Genomic DNA, 17,344 nt, shown 5'->3' with positions numbered 1-17,344 from the left:
TGTACGCACACGTCAATGCTTGAATTTTATATACCTGCAATCCCCCGGAATAGGAACTTTGAGTGCGAATAGTCGAGTCTCAGGTAAAGCGACCATAGCTCATGAAATTGTTGGACATTACGAGGCGTTCGCAAATGGAAAAGCTTTTAATCTTTATGATGTTGATCCTGTAACATATGCAAAAAACTTTGCTTTAGATGAAGCTCAGGCTAGTATTAGGGCGGCTAGATTTGCTCCTGATTTAACATCAACTGAGAGAATGACACTACTTAGGGATGCAATTACAAGATTGAAAAATGGTGGGCTTCGTATTCGAGACGTCAAGGATGAATTATTCATCCAATGCAGATGATAAGGGAGGTATCCAATGGAAAAGGTAATGGATGTTGACGATGTGTTTGAATCCAAAGAATATGGGACTATTATAGTTGGACTTAATCCTGTTCTCACTTCATTAAATAAGATTGGAAACAATATTGTTGTTCGGACACCTGAACATAAGGAGTTAGGATTAAAAGTTGTTTCAGTTCAAGTATCTAATTCACCCACTGATAACAAAATGGTAGGCATATGTCTTGGTAATTCAATAAAACCCACAGATATACCATTAGGGTCAGTTGTATATACAATTTCCTAGTCTTCAATAAAATGTTTTTTTGTGAGTTAGGGGTGGGTGACGAATGAACCCATCATCCAACGAAAAACGCATATAAGCTATGTAATACCCGTATAAAGATTTCGTCATTTCGGTTGTACGTACGTAAAGGCTTGAATTTTATACCCTAAATAACGGTATTCCGTTACAACGAACATGTCGATTATGGTCAGATACCACCATGACTGACCTGTTCTTTGTATACATATTGTACGGATAGTAAAGTGCGAATAGTAAACTGTGAAGGTAAGCCTGAACTAGGCACGATGATGATGGCGGACATCTAATATCAAGTATTTTCAAGGATTCAGATGAGATTGTTGGTCACTACGAGGCGTACGCAAGACAGACGATGTAAGCACTTAGGGACGTAAAGCGTGCGACGGATAATCTCTACCATGCAATCGATGGTACCAACTATCACCTGAGGATATAATAGGGAGAATATTAGTTCCACATCGATTATCTAATGAACAGGTTTGACTGAAGCTGACTAGCGCAGGCTCTGCCTTCATAGTCGAAGTAGTTAGGGATGAAAATGGCGCAGATGCCATTGGAAAACGAGCTTCAAACACAAATCAACGCAATAACCGAAAGGAGAGGGCAGCCATGGGCAACCAAGAGATCGTTCATTCTTCTAGCTTTAATCCTAAAAAAGCGAATCCGATGAGCTGTAGAGGCGACCAGATCCATGCTGCCAGCGGCGCGAAATTTATTATCCATCCGGTTCTGCGGCTGTATGGTGCGCACACATGGACATTGGAGCTTAACTATCATTCCCTGCTGCTGCAGGAGGGTGTGCTTGGCATCGCGTGGACGCATAATTACGAGATGCGCGTGGAGGCGTCGGATGACGGCAGCCTCACCGTGTGGTGGAATACGGGAAGATGCAACCGATTCGACAAGCAAGAGAGCGATGTCTATCGCAGCTTTGATGCGGCCGTGCGCTTTGACGAGCTGAGCGTGGGGGAGGACGGCACATACCGCTTATGGTGCAGAGAGACGCGGGAGACGTATCTCTTCCATGCGGACGGCAAACTGACGCGGCACATCAACACGCTCGGACTAGCCTTCCTGGCCTCATACGATGCCGCGGGGCAGTTAACCTCGTTGACCGATGAGGTTTCCGGGAGCAAGCTGGTTTTCAGCTACGGCGAAGACGGACTGCTTCGTCAAGTTTCCGACGGGGCGCGATGCGTGAAGTTTTCTTATGACGAACGCCGGCACCTCGTGCAATTCACCGATCCTATCGGCATTGTCAGCGAACTTGCATATACGGAAGAAGGACGCATTCTGTCTTTGCACGTAGCCGGAGAGTTGAAGTATCGCAACGCATACGACGAGCAGGCGCGGATTATCGCGCAGACCGATGCATCCGGGCGGACAAGCTCATTCATGTACGATACCGCATATATTCCGGGTTATGTCGTTACCGTGTTCACGGATCGGACCGGCGCACAGCATATTCTGATCCACGATGAGCGCTATCTCTTGATCGCCGCCCACTCTCCGGACGACAGCGAGATTGAGTATACCTACAATGAAGACGGGCAGATGACTTCCAGGACGAATTTGGCGCAGGAAACCGATTATTTCGCCTACGACGAAGAAGGCCGGCTCATTAAGCGGACCGACCCGCGGGGCAATGCTTATACCTATACATATGGAGAGCGTCACCAGCTTCTTTCGGAGACCGATCCGGAAGGGGGGTTACCGCTTACGCCTACGACGAGGCGGGGCGACTTATTCGAATCCGCAACCCGGACGGAAGCGAGGCGATCTTCGAATACAATGCTCTGGGACAACGCGCAAGCTATACCGACTTTACCGGCGGCAAGCAGCATTATCAATATGATGATAGCGGCCGTCCGAGCGCTTACGAGGATGCGGAAGGGCGCCTCACAACCTTCCACTATGACGGGGTCGGACGTATGAACGCGTTCACCGACGCGCTCGGGGGCACCACAATACGCACATACGACGCAGCGGATCGGCTGATTTCCGTATCCGATCCGATTGGTCGACAGTGGCAATATTGGTACGATTCGCAAGATCGACTGGCGAGCGAAACTTCGCCGTCGGGCGCGACGATCGAATACCGCTACAGCCTAAGCGGCGAGCTGAGATCCGTGACCGACGCTCTCGGGAACACGACGGTCTTCGCGTACGATGACGAGGGCCGACTGACGGAAACCGTCAACCCGAATGGCGCGAGAACGTTGTATGAATACGACGGGGTCGGCAAACGGACTGCAGTCGTCGATCCGCTCGGGCGTCGGATCTCCTACAGTTACAATGCAGTCGGCAGGCTGAAAGATATACGGGACGCTGCCGGACAGACGGCCGTTCGGGCTGTTTACGACGCGTCAGGCAACGTTGCGCAAGTAAGCGACGCCTTGGACCGCGCGACGCGCTACCGATATAACGGTCTTGGCCGCGCCGTAGAAGTAACGGATGCGCGAGGAGACAAGACCGTATTCGCTTACGATACGGCCGCGCGGCTGATAGAAGTCGTTCAGTCGGATACCGCCGTCTACACGCAGCAGTTCGACGGCGAGAATCGTTTGATGCGTTATTCCGATGCGAACGGCAATGAGACGACGCTCGCATACGATCGAAGCGGCAAGCTTACGGCTGAGCGCAACGCCGCGGGCGGAACGCTTTGCTATTCTTACGATGAGCGAGGCTGGCTGACGGAACGGAAGAACGCTCGCGGAATGTCGACGAAGAGGTCTTATGACGAGGCGGGTCAGCTTGTCGGCGTACGGGATGGGGCCGGCGTCATCGAATTGGATTACGATAGCGACGGCAACCTGATCCGTATCGAGCAAGCGGGCGCCAACGCGAAGCTGCGCACCTACGATGCGCTGGGCCGGGCCACTTCGTATACCGATGCTTTCGGACATACGATACACTATGCCTACGACGAAGCCGGATATCTGACAGAACTTATCTATCCGAACGGCGAGGCAGTCCATTATCGATATAACGCTGCCGGGCAACTTACCGAAGCGAGAGACTGGGAAGGGCGCGTCACGCGTTACGACTACGACGCCGATGGCAGGCTCGTTCGGACGGGCAGGCCGAACGGGACGCTAGAACTGCGGAAGTATAACGAAGCGGGAGAAGTCGCCCGGCTTCAGAACCAGCTGGCGAACGGCATAGTCCTGCAGAAATACGAATTCATCTACAACGAGCTTGGACAGATTATCCAAGAGGAAGAGAAACGTTATACCTATGACAACCTTGGTCGTCTCGCCGGCGGTTCGATGCCGGGCAGGAAGCTGTTCTATCGTTACGATCTCGCAGGGAACGTCACCGATACGGTGACGGAAGGGGAAGCGCCCGGCGAACATCCGCTCGGAACACAGCTGCCGTTGACGTATACCAAAGACAATCGCCTGTTCGCGATAGGCGGCTTGCCCGTGGAGTACGACGCGGACGGCAATCTGTTGTACGTCACCGACGGCAAACGGATGGAGGCCTATACGTACGATGCTCGCGACCGTCTCGTAAGGACGGGTAAGACAACCTATGCCTACGATGCGGAGAACGTGCGGACACAAGTCGCTCATGAAGGACACACGACCCGTTATGTCGTCGATCCGCAGGGCGGGCTAAGCCGAGTGCTATGGGAGACGGATGAAGAGGGCAATGTCAAGGCGAAATACGTCTACGGCCTCGGTTTAATCGGGCGTTATGTCGCGCGGGGACGCTATCAGTCCTATCACTATGACCTGCGCGGCAGCACGGTCATGCTGACCGACGAGCACGGCAAGGTTACGGATCGTTATGCTTACGGCTTCTATGGAGAAATGGAGAAGCACGAAGGATCTACGGAGCAGCCGTTCCAATACATCGGCCGAGACGGCGTCATGACGGATCCGAATCGTTTGTGCTACATGCGCGCGCGTTACTACCACCCGGGCCTTAAGCGCTTCTTGAACCGCAACGCGATCCGCGGCGACATTACCGACGGTCAAACCTTTAACCGCTTCGCCTATGTCAATGGCGATCCGGTTAACTTCATTGCTCCGCTAGGTTTGACGAAGGAATGCGTGGGCGGTAAGACGAGTAGAGGATGGGGCTTTAGCGGGCCATTCTGGAAGCAGTCGGGCGATTTCGCGGGAGATTGCCCAATTAACAACCATATGCAGTTAGCGAGGAGAATATCCGGTAACGGTGGTCAAATAACAGCCATTTACAGTTATTTACCGGCAGGCGTACGAAACTTGTGATTCTTCAAAGAAATAACGGCAAATCGTTGTTATTCTTGAAAGCAGACTTCATTTGAGGGTAAATCGACGTCATAGGTGTAAGGTTACTTAACGTATCTCGTTGACCGATTCGGCGATAGATTGATAAGCTGAGAAGCTCAGGTGCTTATTCCCTGGGCTTCATTTTTTTACGCTGTTCGTCAGGGCTTACCTGCGAAGTCATCGGATTTACGTTCCAATCCGAATGGTGTTCGGATTCGCTACGAGGAGCGCTTCGACGAAACCTCCGATGCTGGCTAGTCTCCTCAGCCGTTCTTCTTCGCTTCTCTCGAAGAATGCGGAATCCGTCCAGAATTGATAACCCGTCAATAGGAACTCGGCTAAATATAGGGCATTCTGCCCGGTGCGGAATGCCCCTTCCTCTTTCCCTTGATCGATTAATTGCGCAACCATCGGAGCGAAACGTTCAATGATGCGGGAAATCAACTTCTGGTGCAGGAAAGTGTTCTCCTCGCTGTGAAGATGGTGGTAAAGCGCCCCCATCCCTTCCTCATGATTGAATCCGTGCCGATCAAGCTCGAACAAGCGGCTCAATTTCTCCGTCGGAGTCAGATCGGGTCTGTCGACGCCCTCGGCGAAAAGAGCGAATACCCGCTCCACGATCCGCTGGACTAAGGCGTCGGCAATCTCCGCTTTCGATTTGAAGTAGTAATAGAAAGCGCCTTGCGATACGCCGACCCTTCTGACGATATCGCTGACCGCAGTCAGAAAATACCCTTTTTCGCTGAATAGCGCCTCCGCGGCATCGACGAGTTCGTTCCTTCTTTCTTCCGGACTTTTGCTCACTCTCGGCATTTGCGTCCCCTCCAGTTGATAAAATTATATTTTTCGGTTCATGGTTACGTCAATCTATTGAATACAATGATTGACAATCAGTCATCTTTGCATACAATAATATATGACTGACAATCAGTCAGTCATATTGAATCGACATGAAAGGTGGTGAAAAATGTGGAGGCCGCTAAGTTACCGAGTAAACTCCTTCCCCCGAGACTGTTCCTGCTTAGCATCTTGTTCATGGTCGTGCTTGATCTTATCGTGCCGATTATCGATTTCGTGCCTTTTCCGGTCAATCTTGCGGTCGGTCTTCCGCTTCTCGTCGCGGGAATCGGCGGTAGTTGGCTGGGAAGCGCAATGTTCGCGAAAGTTCGAACCAATATTCATCCCTTCGGAGAGCCGCAGGCGATGGTGACGGGCGGATTGTTCCGGATTAGCCGCAATCCGATGTACCTAGGCTTTCTTGTCGCGCTAATCGGCGTATGGCTGATGCTGGGTTCATGGTCGCCGTTGCTCGTCGTCGTCTTGTTTTTCATGGTGATCGATACGAGATTTATCTCCTATGAAGAATCGCGGATGAAGGAAGTTTTCGGCCAAGCGTATGAGCAGTATACCCGTCGAACGCGAAGATGGCTGTGAGACTAATCTGAGGGCAGGAGCTTGTTAACATGGCGAATACAGAAGAGCAACGTTCGTTAATCCCGATTCTGATCACGTTGTTAGGATTCTTCATGGCCATTCTGGACACGACCATCGTTAATGTGTCATTGCCCAGAATCTCCGAATATTATCATGCCGATATGGAGCGCGCATCATGGGTCGTCGACGCCTATACGCTGGTGTTTGGTGTATTGCTGTTAACGGCGTCCCGCTTGGCCGATCAATTCGGTCGTAGAAAATGGTTCCAGATCGGGCTTGTCATCTTCACCGTCTCCTCCTTGTTGTGCGGATTCGCCTCAACGGCTGAGCAGCTGATCGCGTTCCGTATCTTGCAAGCCTTCGGTGCAGCGATCATCGTGCCCGTTGTAATTCCGATCGTCGTATCGCATCTGCCGAACGACAAGCTCGGTAAAGTGACCGCCATCTTCGGCGGCGTCGCAGGACTTGCCTCCGCGCTGGGCCCGGTGCTTGGCGGGATTCTGTCGGATACGATCGGTTGGCAATGGATCTTCCTGATCAATATTCCCGTCGGCGTGCTCGCCTTCGTCTTAGGACGCGTCTACATTCAGGAATCTGTTGATCCGACTGCCGGCAGGAAGATCGATTGGGCGGGCATCTTAACGCTGAGCGCTTCTTTGTTATCCGTCACCTTCGGCTTACTGAAGGCGAACGCGTACGGCTGGTCGTCTCCAATTATTCTCGGATTGATCGCCGGCGCGGCGGTCAGCATGACCTTGTTCATCCTGATCGAAGCGAGGAGCGCGCATCCGATGGTGCCATTGTCCCTATTCCGAAATTTCTCGTTCTCCTCGGGGAACGTCGCCTTCTTCCTATTCGGCGTCGGACATATGGGCGGATTGTTCATGCTCTCGTTCTATATGGTGGACCTGATCGGCATGAGTTCGCTTCGCGCGGGTCTCCTGCTTAGCACGATGGCGGTATGCGCGCTGTTCGTCTCGCCGGTCGTCGGCGTATTGGTGAATAAACATGGCACACGATGGTTCAGCGTATGCGGTTTTCTCGCATTCGGCATCGGAATGTATCTGCTTAGCGGATTGACGATGTCCGCCGATTCGTTCGATTTCATCTGGCGGCTGGCGATACTCGGCGTTGGCATTAGCTTGATCATGCCCTCTCTATCCCTATCTTTGGTGCTGCAAGTTCCCGAAGACAAGGTTGGGATGTCTTCAGGCATCTACAACACGATGCGCACTTTCGGGATGGCGCTCGGAATAGCCATTTTGGTCGCCTTGCTTACGCAATTCACCGCGATCGAAGCCAACGTCGCGGACGGCTCATCGCATGCTTTCTCCAAAATTTTCCGCACGACGTCCCTCTTCTTGTTCGCCGGTGCGGTCTTCGCTTGGTTTAACGGCATTCGGTCCGCGGAATACCGTCTTCTGGTCCAAGGGAAGCAGTTTGGTGTGACTGATCCTGCTTAGTGTCCGGTACGTTGATGGCATAAGTTGCGTCCATAGGGGAGAGTTAAAGACAGGGCATAAGACCCTGTCTTTTCCGTTTAGCAACCTTTTCCAACACCAAACGTCAAATAGTGAGGTCGAACAATAGTTGCCCGGGAGGTTGACGATGATGAAGCTGCGTAGCGGGCCAATCGCGAATGTTGTAGGGAATGGCGCTGCTGTACTTGCGATTGCACTGGTATTGCTGTTCATGAATCGCGATGGCAAGCCGGAGCCTGTCGCCGCTATGCAGACTCCATCCGTCGAGCCGGAGCCTGTCGTCGTTGTTTCGCACCCATCTGCCGATACTTCCGCAACGCCAATGGCGCTGGAGTGGGAACAACTTACATACGCGGTGTTCAAAACCGAGGATCAGCAAATGAACGTGCTATGTCAGAGAGGCGAAAGCCGGATTTACGTACAGAATAATCGTCTACAGTATGCAACCCCCGGTGAATCGATACGGACGTTGTTCGAGTGGTCGTATCCGGGGGAGTGGGATGCGCAAGCTTGGTTGATAGGACCGTATTTGCTGATTGGGTCGCAATTGGAGAACTACCCACATGGCAAGTGGTCTATTATTCGGATGGAGCCATCGCCTATATTCGTCGAGGATCAGTATTTGGACTTCCGTCCTGAGGAAGTGCTGACCGTTACGACCGAGGAGCATTCAGGAATTATATTATTAAAGATCGGCCATACAGAGGAATTCTACGAATACTTGTTAGACCCCGGGAAATCCGCAGCACGTTGGATGAAAGTAAGCGACATCGATATCGGACCTGATCGGCAGGAGAGGGAGCTCCCGAGCAGGACCGACGGACTGCGATCTTTCGATGAAGTACATCAATGTTGTCTACTTGACGGCGAACCGGTGTATATGTTCAAGGATGAAGCGGGCAGTATTGTTTACACAAGGGAACAGAGTCCTGACCGGTACTTGGATATCGAGATCGTTGACGCCAAGTTGATTCCGCACATGGATCGCAGCCTGAACTATGCACCGCGCTTATTGGCAAGGTTCCGTGATAAAGCAGGTGTCGAGACGATTTCTTTCCTACGCTATGTAGATCGAAAGCTTCCTCTATGGCTTTGGGAAGCGGGTTGGGAATTAATAGGTTCTCCGTATGAGGATACGTTCATTCGCATCACGCACGACAAGTTAGAGGTGGTCCAGTTCAATGACTGGAGTTATGAAGCCGATCAAACTCCGCAACTTCGCACGCTCCCGCTTAAAGAGGGACAGCAAGTCATCGCACAAGGTGAGCTATTGCAATTCAAGGGGAATGGCATTGTCCAGACCGCATCGTTGCGCGATCTTGTAAACGCAGAATCGATGGAGACGTTGCCGGCGTCTCCTCTGAGAAATTACTTCATTCAGGAACAACTTGGGCCGGGGCAGACTACGTTATATGAGAGTTCGCGCAAGCAAGTTCTAGAAGGGACTTTATATGGCGGAGATATAGAGTATTCAGAGATTCCAAACGAGCTTTATGATGCCTTGTACGAGAAATTCGGCAGCGACAACGATCATTCAGTGACCTTTCATCACGCGGGATGTCAGTGGTTTGCGCTTGTTAATACGGAGCTGATGGAATACATAAACGGAACATGGATGACAATAGGCGAGCTGCCCGTTTCCCTATCGATCTACGCAGAAGATGATGATAGAAGCAACGGCGCTCGCGATTTCATGCGAATCGATGGCGGCTGGATCGTAGCAGATACGCAAGCTTCTCGCGTAATCAAGCTGAACAACAAGCTGGTGATGGAAACTGAGCTCGCCGTACCGACACCTTACCGGCTTACGCGGGAGGAAGACCGTTTGCTCATCGATTCCACGGCACAGCAGTGGATAACGGATATGGAATTGAATCACGTAGATACCGTATCGCAACCGTTCATGTCTACCGTCGGGCGGAAGATAGCAGATGAGAGCAATATATCGGTGGAGAGGTACAAGGATATGGATACCGGGTTGATCTGGTATGTCGATTACAGCTTTCTGTATCAGGTCAATGAGAAGGAACAGCAGTACCGTTCCATGTATATTGGCGCTATGGGCAATGGAAAAGGGCAAACGCGAATTGTTCCTTATGGAGATGAAGTGCTCGTATTGCTTGATCGGAAGCTTGAACGGTTCGATCGCCAAGGCAACTGGATCGGCACATTGGAGTTCCCGCGCTCACAGCCTGACGGTATCTACGACACTACGCCGCAAGGTGAGGGCTCGCTGATCGTAGACGAAGAGTCGGGCGTCCTGTTTATGGTTCAAGGCTACCGCGTGCTTAGGATCGATGTGAAGCATAACAAGGTCGAGACGGTGTTTCGTCAGAACTTCGCGGACTTCGGGAAACTCGTTCAGATCGACAACATGTTGTATTTTATATTGCGAAGCGATCAAGAAGACTTGTATCAACGATACTGGACGCTTGATGAAGAGCCTGCGTACACGGAGATTGTCGAGATCGATATGAAGACGCTTGATGTGAGCCGCTCGTTTGTCGACGGATTCTACGATGAATTGACAGCGGATAACTTCGGTCTTGTGCTTCGGCGATATATAGGGACAAGTGTCAGGTAACTTAACATTATAAGTTGACCAATTTAGCGATACCTTGATAAGCTTAAGCCCAGGATATATTTCCTGAGCTTTAATGATGCTGCGGGAGGAATATTCTTGCATATTCCGGACGGATTTTTGGATTTGAAAACGTGCGTAACGACTGGTGTTGCAGGCGCTTTGGCTGTAGCATTCGGCTTGAGGAAGACACGTGACACGTTAATGAGGCAGGAGGTGCCGAAGATCGCGCTGATCGGCGCGTTCATCTTCGCGGCCCAGATGTTGAATTTCCCGATTTCGGGCGCGACTTCAGGGCATTTTCTCGGGGGGACGCTGGCGGCGATTCTGTTCGGACCTGCCGTCGCGGTCATCGTCATGGCATCGGTGTTGATCATTCAAGCGCTCGTGTTTCAGGACGGCGGATTGACGGTGCTCGGCGCGAACATCCTGTGCACGGGCGTTATCGGCATTTATTCGGGATACGGATTTTACCGGCTCGGGCTTGGCCTCTTGCGAGGGCGTGCTTCACATGTCGTCACCTTCCTCGCGGCGTGGATCTCGATCGTGTCGGCATCGGCCGGAGTCGCGCTGCTGCTCGCATGGTCGGATACGTTCCCGCTGGATATCGCGCTCAAAGCGATGGTCGGGTGGCATAGCTTGATCGGAATCGGCGAAGGGTTCATAACGGCCATGGTCGTCGCGTATTTAACGGAACGACGAATCGCAATCGAGCCGCTGCCCGCTAAACGGGAGGTGCCGCAAGCATGAACGAACCACGGAAAGTAACGGGCAACAAGCGCAAGTGGATCGTGCTGGCAATCGTCACGCTACTGGCGGGCGGCATCATCTCCTATTTCGCCTCGCCGCATCCGGACGGTCTGGAGCGGGTCGCGGAAGACCATGGCTTCATCGATAAGGCGGAGTCTCCGTCTTGGACGGCGTGGATCGCGGACTACGAGGTGCCGGGTATCGGCGTGCCGCTCTTGAAAGTCGGCGTGGCTGGACTGATCGGAGCGGGGCTGCTGTTCTTAGTGCTCTACTCGATTACCGGCTCATTATCGCGTCGAGTCAGGGGGAAGGACGATGTCGGGCAAAACGACGATCACGCTTCATAAGAACGAAAGCATAAGACCGCTGATCGCAAGCCCGAGCTATCGGCTATGGACGGTAGCGGCGCTGCTCGTCGCTGTCGTTGCTATATCGCAACCCGCCGTTCTTGCCGGAGCGGCAGGGTTGTTCTTGTTTATTGCGCTATGGTGCGGCATATCGCTTCGCTTGATCGTGCGGAGATTGCTGCTGCTCATTCCTTTCGGGGCCGGGGCCGCGCTGTTCATTCCGTTCCATACGGCGGGAAGCCCGGCGTTCGAGGTATTCGGTTACGCCGCGACGGAAGAGGGGATCGAGCGGGCGGCGACGATCCTTCTGAAGCTGGGGTGCGCCAACTTACTGCTTACTTACTTGATCGCGGTAACGCCCGTCTTCGCGCTCATTCGCAGTCTGAGAGCCGTCGGCGTTCCCGCGCTGATGTTGGAGATGATGGCGTTATTGCTGAGGTATTTCTTCTTGCTGAAGGAAGAAGCCCGCAGCATGTCCAAGGCGCAGCGGTCGAGAGGCATGAGAACATCCGGTTGGTTTTGGAACGCGTTAACGTACAAAAGGTTCGGACAACTGATGGGTGCGCTGTTCGTCAGGGCTTACTTGCGAAGTCAACGGATTTACGTGGCGATGTCCGCTCGCGGCGGATTGGAGGGAGGAAACGGCGTGGAGAGTTCTTCGGACAATTGGACAACGGGCAACGCGAGGGATAGGGCGGATTCGTCCGAGCCCGTCGCGGCGGTCAAGGATGTCTCGTTCGCTTACGGTCATGGGACGATCGCCGCGCTCAGAGGCGTAACCTTCGAGATCGCGGCAGGCTCGAAAGTCGCGCTCATGGGACCGAACGGAGCCGGCAAGTCGACGCTCATCTCGTTGCTCAACGGCTTGGAGCTGGCGCATGCCGGCGAAGTGCGGCTGTTCGGGGAGACGGTGACGCGGACGAACGAAGCCCGCTTGCGGAGACGCGTCGGCGTTGTCTATCAGGATCCCGACGATCAAATTTTCTCCTCCACGGTGCTCGAAGACGTGGCCTTCGGCCCGCGCAACCTCGGACTGAACGCCGAAGAGGCGGCGGAGCGGGCTGCGGAAGCGCTAGGCAGCGTCGGGATGGCCGGCTTCGAGATGAGATCGCCGTTCGAGCTTAGCTACGGCCAGAAACGAAGAGTCGCCATCGCGGGCGTGCTTGCGATGCGGCCGGACATGATCGTGCTGGACGAGCCGATGTCTTTCCTCGATCCGCGGGGACGGGACGAGCTACAGGCGCTGCTGGATCGGATGCACGGGAGCGGACTCACGATTATCGTCGCCACGCACGACGTCGACTTCGCGGCGGAATGGGCGGACCGGGTGCTGCTGCTCAAGGACGGCAGGCTGCTGGCTTCGGGAACGGCGGACTTATTGTATGAGGACGATATCCTTGCTCAAGCGTCGCTGCACTTGCCGAGACTGGCGCGTCCGTTCCGCCTGCTTCAAGGCGCGGAGAAGGCGAGCCCGCGCACGGTCAAGCAAGCCGCGCAGCTTATCTGGAAGCTGATGACCAGAAGCGGAGAATATACGAAGGAATCGGGGAAACCCTTAGAAAGCGACAGGTTCGCCAAGCCGTAAGGGCGTTAAATTAGCGGAATTGGTGGATTGAACCAGTGCAGGGGAAGCGCATAAGAAAATGGGAGAGGTTGAATACTACACTCACGACTCCATGACACCATTTTCCGACCGTACTCAAGCGCTCGTCATAATGGCCGGAAATCATTCGCACCGGTAGCAGGCAGGACATTACATCAACGAAAGTGGGGCAACACGAGCTATGAAAGCAACCGGGATTGTACGCCGTATCGATGACCTGGGACGGGTTGTCATTCCGAAAGAAATCCGCAGAACGCTTCGGATCCGGGAAGGCGATCCGCTCGAAATATTCGTGGATCGCGACGGAGAGGTTATTCTTAAGAAATATTCCCCGATCGGCGAGCTTGGCGATTTCGCCAAAGAATACGCCGAATCCTTGTCGGAAAGCACCGGGCACATCGCGCTCATCTCCGATCGCGATACCGTGATCGCCGTTGCGGGCGCCGCGAAGAAGGAGTATCTCGACAAACCGATCGGCGCGATGCTCGAAAGCTGCATGGAAAACCGCAAAATCACGCTCGAATCGAATGCGGGAATCCATGAGCTGATGCGCGACAACAACGAGACGATAGGTTCGTTCGTGGCGGCTCCGATCGTGGCAGGAGGAGACCCCATCGGCACGGTGGTGCTGCTAAGCAAAGACGAATCCGTTAACGTCGGCGAAATGGAAAGCAAGATGGTGGAAACCGCGGCGGGGTTTCTCGCCAAGCAGATGGAGCAGTAGAGGTCCGCTTGAATAGATGGCAATGAAGCGTCTGTGCCCTCCGACCGGAACGGGACAGGCGCTTTTATGTGCTTCGAGGCGCGCCATGGATTATAATGGGTGTACTGAAAACGCGAAAATGGGGATTGGGCGACAATGTCGGAAACGGGCGGATCGGACGCGAGCAAGCAAGGAGCCAAGAAGGCGTTGTGGCAGGGGGCGGCATTGCTCGGCGGGGCTGCGCTGATTACGAAGGTGATCGGCACGCTGCAGAAGATTCCTTTGCAGAATATGGCCGGGGACGAGACGTTCGGCTTGTATAGCGCGGTATACGCGCTGACGATCATGTGGATGACGCTCGCTTCGGCCGGCGTGCCGGTAGCGGTCAGCGTGCTCGTGGCCGAACGCGTCGCGACCGGCGACGAACACGGCGCGCGGCGCGTGCTGCGCTGGTCGCTCGGCTTGCTTGCGGTTAGCGGAATACTGATGTTCGCGCTCTTATGCATCGGCGCCGAGCAGTTCGCCCGCTGGATGGGCGTCGATGCGGCCGCGCCGGCGATTCGCATGTCGTCTATCGCGTTGTTGTTCGCGCCTGCGACGGCCGTGCTCAGAGGTTATCGTCAAGGAAGGATGGAAATGCTCCAGCCGGCCGTCTCCCAGGTGATCGATCAGTTGGCGCGGGTGGCGTTCATGCTGATCGCGCTGATCTATGCCGTCCACGCGGCATGGTCTGCGGAAGCGACAGCCGCCGCCGTGCATGGCGGATTGGCTGCGGGAGCGATCGCCGGATTGGCGGCGATGCTGTGGTTCCTCCCTTGGCGGCGGAGCGGATCGTTCGTGATTCGAGGGAAGATGCGGGCGGAGGCGAGCCCTTCGCTTAGCGGAAGCCTCCGAAAGATACAATATCCCGAATCTCGCGGGAAGCTATTGAGAAGAATCGCGGCCGTTGCCGTCCCGATAGCGCTCGCCTCCATCGTTGCTCCGTTATTCGGACTGATCGACGCTTTCTCGATTCCGCGGCTGCTGGGCCAACGCACGGACGCGGCGTCCGCCTTCTCCCTGGCGGAATTCGGCGTATACAATCGGGGCATCGCGCTGAATCAGCTCGTGATCATGGCCGCCGCAGGAGCGGCCGCCGCGCTCGTGCCCGCGCTGACTGCGGCTCGCGCCCGCGGGGACGACGCGGAGCTGGCGGCGNGAGCCGTGATGGCGGGCCGCATCGCTTGGTGGTTCGGAACGGCGGCCGCTGCAGGCTTGGCTGTGTTGGCTAGACCGATCAACGTGTCGCTGTTCTCTGACGACCTCGGCACGGGCGCCATGGCGATTATCGCCACCGCCGCTGCCTTCGGCACGCTGCAAGCGGTAAGCTCGGCGCTCCTGCAAGGGCTCGGCGACATGCGCTCGCCTGCCGTCAACCTGGCCGCCGCCGCGCTCTTCAAGCTCACGCTCAACGCGGTGCTCGTCCCCGCGTATGGCATACGCGGCGCCGCCGCCGCCCTGGCCGCTGCCTTCGGCGCCGCGGCCCTGCTCAACGCGCTGAGCTTGCGCCAGCGCGTAAACCTGCCCGCCCCGCGCCTAGACGTCGCGTGGCGCTCGGCCGCTGCGCTCGCCGCGATGGCGGCGGCGGTCGCGGCAACAGCGCTCGCGCTAGGCGCCCTGACCGGCGCCCTGCCCGCGCGCGCGGCGGCGCTGCTCACTGCCCTGCCGGGCATCGCGCTAGGCGCCGCCGTATTCGCAGCGGCGCTCGTCGCCTTCGGCGCCGTCGCTCCTCGCGAATGGCGCGAGCTGCCGGGTATCTCCGGCACCCGCGTCGACGCCTGGCTGCAGCGCATACATACTGCGGCAACCAAACGCAACCTATCCAAGGAAGGATGACCTTATACGATGCCATCTATTACGGTCGTCGGACTCGGTTCCGGCGGAGAAGACCAACTGACGCTCGGCGTGCTGAAGACGCTAGAGAACGCCTCGCGTCGCTATGTCCGAACGTCCGATCATCCGGCGGTCGCCGACCTGAGCAAACGGGATATCGATTTTATATCTTTCGATCCTTACTACGAGCAGCATCAACACTTCGAAGACGTGTACGAAGCGATCGCGAACAGCCTGCTGTCGCTTGCGGCGGAGTACCCGGACGAGACGATCGTCTATGCGGTGCCCGGCCATCCGATGGTCGCCGAACGCGCCGTTCAGCTTCTGCGCGCTAGAGCGCCGGAGCGCGGCATCTCGTTAACCATTGTCGGCGGAGAAAGCTTCCTCGACCAAGCGTTCTCGCAGCTCGGCTTCGATCCGATCGAAGGCTTCCAGCTGCTCGACGCCTCCGAGCTGACGCGCGAGATGCTGCGTCCGCGCCTGCACACCGTCATCGGACAAGTGTACGATGCCTACACCGCATCGGACGTCAAGCTGGCGCTCATGGGCGTCTACCCTGACGATCACCCTGTCACGATCGGGCAAGCGCTCGGCGTGCCCGGGAAGGAATCGATCCGCACGGTGCCGCTTCACGAGCTCGACCGCCAACAGGATTACGGCAACTTAATGCTCGTGTACGTGCCGGCGAGCCAAGACGACAAGCTGCGCCGCCGCTCGTTCGAACGGCTGCACGAGATCGTCGCCGTGCTGCGCAGCCCCGAGGGCTGTCCATGGGATCGGGAGCAAACGCATCTATCGATTCGCAAGAACTTCATCGAAGAGACGTACGAAGCCGTCGAAGCGCTCGACAACGACGATCCGGACGGCATGAAGGAAGAGTTCGGGGACGTCGTTCTGCAGGTGCTGCTGCATAGCCAGATGGAGGAAGAGGTCGGAACGTTCGACGTCTTCGACGTGCTGGCCGAGCTGAACGACAAGCTGATCTTCCGCCATCCCCACGTCTTCGGGGGCGAGAACGCGCAGGATGCCGAAGAAGCGCTTCGCAACTGGGAGCAGATGAAAGCCGAGGAGAAGAAGCGCAAAGGGCGCGAGGAACGCGCCTCGATCCTCGACGGCATCCCGAAGGACCTTCCGGCGCTGCCGCGCGCGCACAAGCAGCAGAAGAAGGCGGCCGGCGTCGGCTTCGATTGGCCGGACCTAAGCGGCGTATTCGACAAAATCGAGGAGGAGCTCGCGGAGCTTCGCCAAGCTTCCGAGAACGAGAGCCGCGAGCGTCAGCAGGACGAATTGGGCGACCTTCTGTTCGCCGTCGTGAACGCGTCCCGTTTTCTCAAGGTCGATCCGGAAGAGGCGCTTGCGGGCACGAACCGCAAGTTTGCGAAACGGTTCCGTTACATCGAAGAGCAACTGCGTATAAGCGGCAGAACCTTCGGAGATACTAGCTTGTCAGAGATGGAATCGTGGTGGCAGGAAGCCAAAAGCAGATAGCAGACGACTCATATAAGGTAAAGTTTACCTAAATATTTTGTAAAAACCGACGAATTTCACGTACTTTCTACCTATTTCGCGATTTTTTTTAATTGTTCGGCAGGATTTTTTTAGCAATGAACAGAATAGTATTCATCGTGTTTTAAACAACAAGCGTCCGGCGGCTTCACG

Annotated in this window: 14 protein-coding genes and 1 pseudogene; 14 read left to right on the top strand and 1 reads right to left on the bottom strand. The window is 55.2% G+C overall.

Annotated features, from left to right (window positions below; all coding sequences use genetic code 11):
* The first annotated feature begins 58 nt into the window (after positions 1 to 58).
* From COHPA_RS25160 to COHPA_RS24485, 5 genes and pseudogenes are all read left to right on the top strand, one after another.
* Positions 59 to 352: a hypothetical protein gene (locus tag COHPA_RS25160; RefSeq protein ID WP_084760676.1), complete on the top strand. Its 294-nt coding sequence runs from the start codon at positions 59 to 61 to the stop codon at positions 350 to 352.
* 15 nt (positions 353 to 367) lie between these two features.
* Complete coding sequence (locus tag COHPA_RS25610) at positions 368 to 637, top strand: hypothetical protein (RefSeq protein ID WP_156926664.1); 270 nt, start codon at positions 368 to 370, stop codon at positions 635 to 637.
* A gap of 627 nt (positions 638 to 1,264) precedes the next feature.
* On the top strand, positions 1,265 to 2,590 hold the full coding sequence (locus COHPA_RS24490) for a DUF6531 domain-containing protein (protein ID WP_027086693.1): 1,326 nt from the start codon (positions 1,265 to 1,267) through the stop codon (positions 2,588 to 2,590).
* Positions 2,566 to 3,342, top strand: a pseudogene (locus tag COHPA_RS26560) (RHS repeat-associated core domain-containing protein); the annotation flags it as partial. The gene COHPA_RS24490 and the pseudogene COHPA_RS26560, both read left to right, overlap by 25 nt.
* A gap of 30 nt (positions 3,343 to 3,372) precedes the next feature.
* Positions 3,373 to 4,893 carry an RHS repeat-associated core domain-containing protein gene (locus COHPA_RS24485; protein WP_483772839.1) on the top strand — a complete coding sequence of 507 codons (1,521 nt, stop codon included), beginning with the start codon at positions 3,373 to 3,375 and terminating at the stop codon, positions 4,891 to 4,893.
* A gap of 207 nt (positions 4,894 to 5,100) precedes the next feature.
* Here the strand turns inward: COHPA_RS24485 and COHPA_RS0113510 are convergent, their stop codons facing one another.
* Positions 5,101 to 5,727 (bottom strand): TetR/AcrR family transcriptional regulator, encoded by a 627-nt coding sequence (locus tag COHPA_RS0113510; protein ID WP_027086691.1) that lies wholly within the window; start codon positions 5,725 to 5,727, stop codon positions 5,101 to 5,103.
* A 156-nt stretch (positions 5,728 to 5,883) separates the two neighbouring features.
* Between COHPA_RS0113510 and COHPA_RS0113505 the strand changes: the two genes are divergently transcribed.
* The 9 genes from COHPA_RS0113505 to yabN all read left to right on the top strand — a co-directional run bounded on the left by COHPA_RS0113505 (position 5,884) and on the right by yabN (position 17,173).
* Positions 5,884 to 6,348 carry a methyltransferase family protein gene (locus tag COHPA_RS0113505; protein ID WP_027086690.1) on the top strand — a complete coding sequence of 155 codons (465 nt, stop codon included), beginning with the start codon at positions 5,884 to 5,886 and terminating at the stop codon, positions 6,346 to 6,348.
* Between the two features lie 29 nt (positions 6,349 to 6,377).
* On the top strand, positions 6,378 to 7,811 hold the full coding sequence (locus COHPA_RS0113500) for an MFS transporter (RefSeq protein ID WP_027086689.1): 1,434 nt from the start codon (positions 6,378 to 6,380) through the stop codon (positions 7,809 to 7,811).
* A gap of 139 nt (positions 7,812 to 7,950) precedes the next feature.
* A complete protein-coding gene (locus COHPA_RS0113495; protein WP_156926663.1) occupies positions 7,951 to 10,413 on the top strand; it encodes a hypothetical protein in 2,463 nt (820 codons plus the stop codon).
* A gap of 96 nt (positions 10,414 to 10,509) precedes the next feature.
* Positions 10,510 to 11,160: an energy-coupling factor ABC transporter permease gene (locus tag COHPA_RS23495; protein ID WP_051421751.1), complete on the top strand. Its 651-nt coding sequence runs from the start codon at positions 10,510 to 10,512 to the stop codon at positions 11,158 to 11,160.
* A complete protein-coding gene (locus COHPA_RS23490) occupies positions 11,157 to 11,507 on the top strand; it encodes a PDGLE domain-containing protein (RefSeq protein ID WP_027086686.1) in 351 nt (116 codons plus the stop codon). The genes COHPA_RS23495 and COHPA_RS23490 overlap by 4 nt, the downstream gene beginning before the upstream one ends.
* Positions 11,476 to 13,092: a cobalt ECF transporter T component CbiQ gene (gene cbiQ / locus COHPA_RS25850; protein ID WP_027086685.1), complete on the top strand. Its 1,617-nt coding sequence runs from the start codon at positions 11,476 to 11,478 to the stop codon at positions 13,090 to 13,092. Before COHPA_RS23490 ends, cbiQ begins: the two co-directional genes overlap by 32 nt.
* A gap of 199 nt (positions 13,093 to 13,291) precedes the next feature.
* Positions 13,292 to 13,834 (top strand): stage V sporulation protein T, encoded by a 543-nt coding sequence (gene spoVT / locus COHPA_RS0113475; RefSeq protein ID WP_027086684.1) that lies wholly within the window; start codon positions 13,292 to 13,294, stop codon positions 13,832 to 13,834.
* 135 nt (positions 13,835 to 13,969) lie between these two features.
* Positions 13,970 to 15,688 carry an oligosaccharide flippase family protein gene (locus tag COHPA_RS0113470; protein WP_027086683.1) on the top strand — a complete coding sequence of 573 codons (1,719 nt, stop codon included), beginning with the start codon at positions 13,970 to 13,972 and terminating at the stop codon, positions 15,686 to 15,688.
* A 9-nt stretch (positions 15,689 to 15,697) separates the two neighbouring features.
* Positions 15,698 to 17,173, top strand: a complete 1,476-nt coding sequence (yabN, locus tag COHPA_RS0113465; RefSeq protein ID WP_027086682.1) for a bifunctional methyltransferase/pyrophosphohydrolase YabN — start codon at positions 15,698 to 15,700, stop codon at positions 17,171 to 17,173.
* Positions 17,174 to 17,344 lie beyond the last annotated feature (171 nt).

Source organism: Cohnella panacarvi Gsoil 349 (genome assembly GCF_000515335.1).
In the GTDB taxonomy this organism is placed as follows: Bacteria; Bacillota; Bacilli; order Paenibacillales; family Paenibacillaceae; genus Cohnella; species Cohnella panacarvi.
The sequence above is the reverse complement of the archived record's forward strand: the minus strand, read 5'-3'. Positions and strand labels throughout refer to the sequence as shown.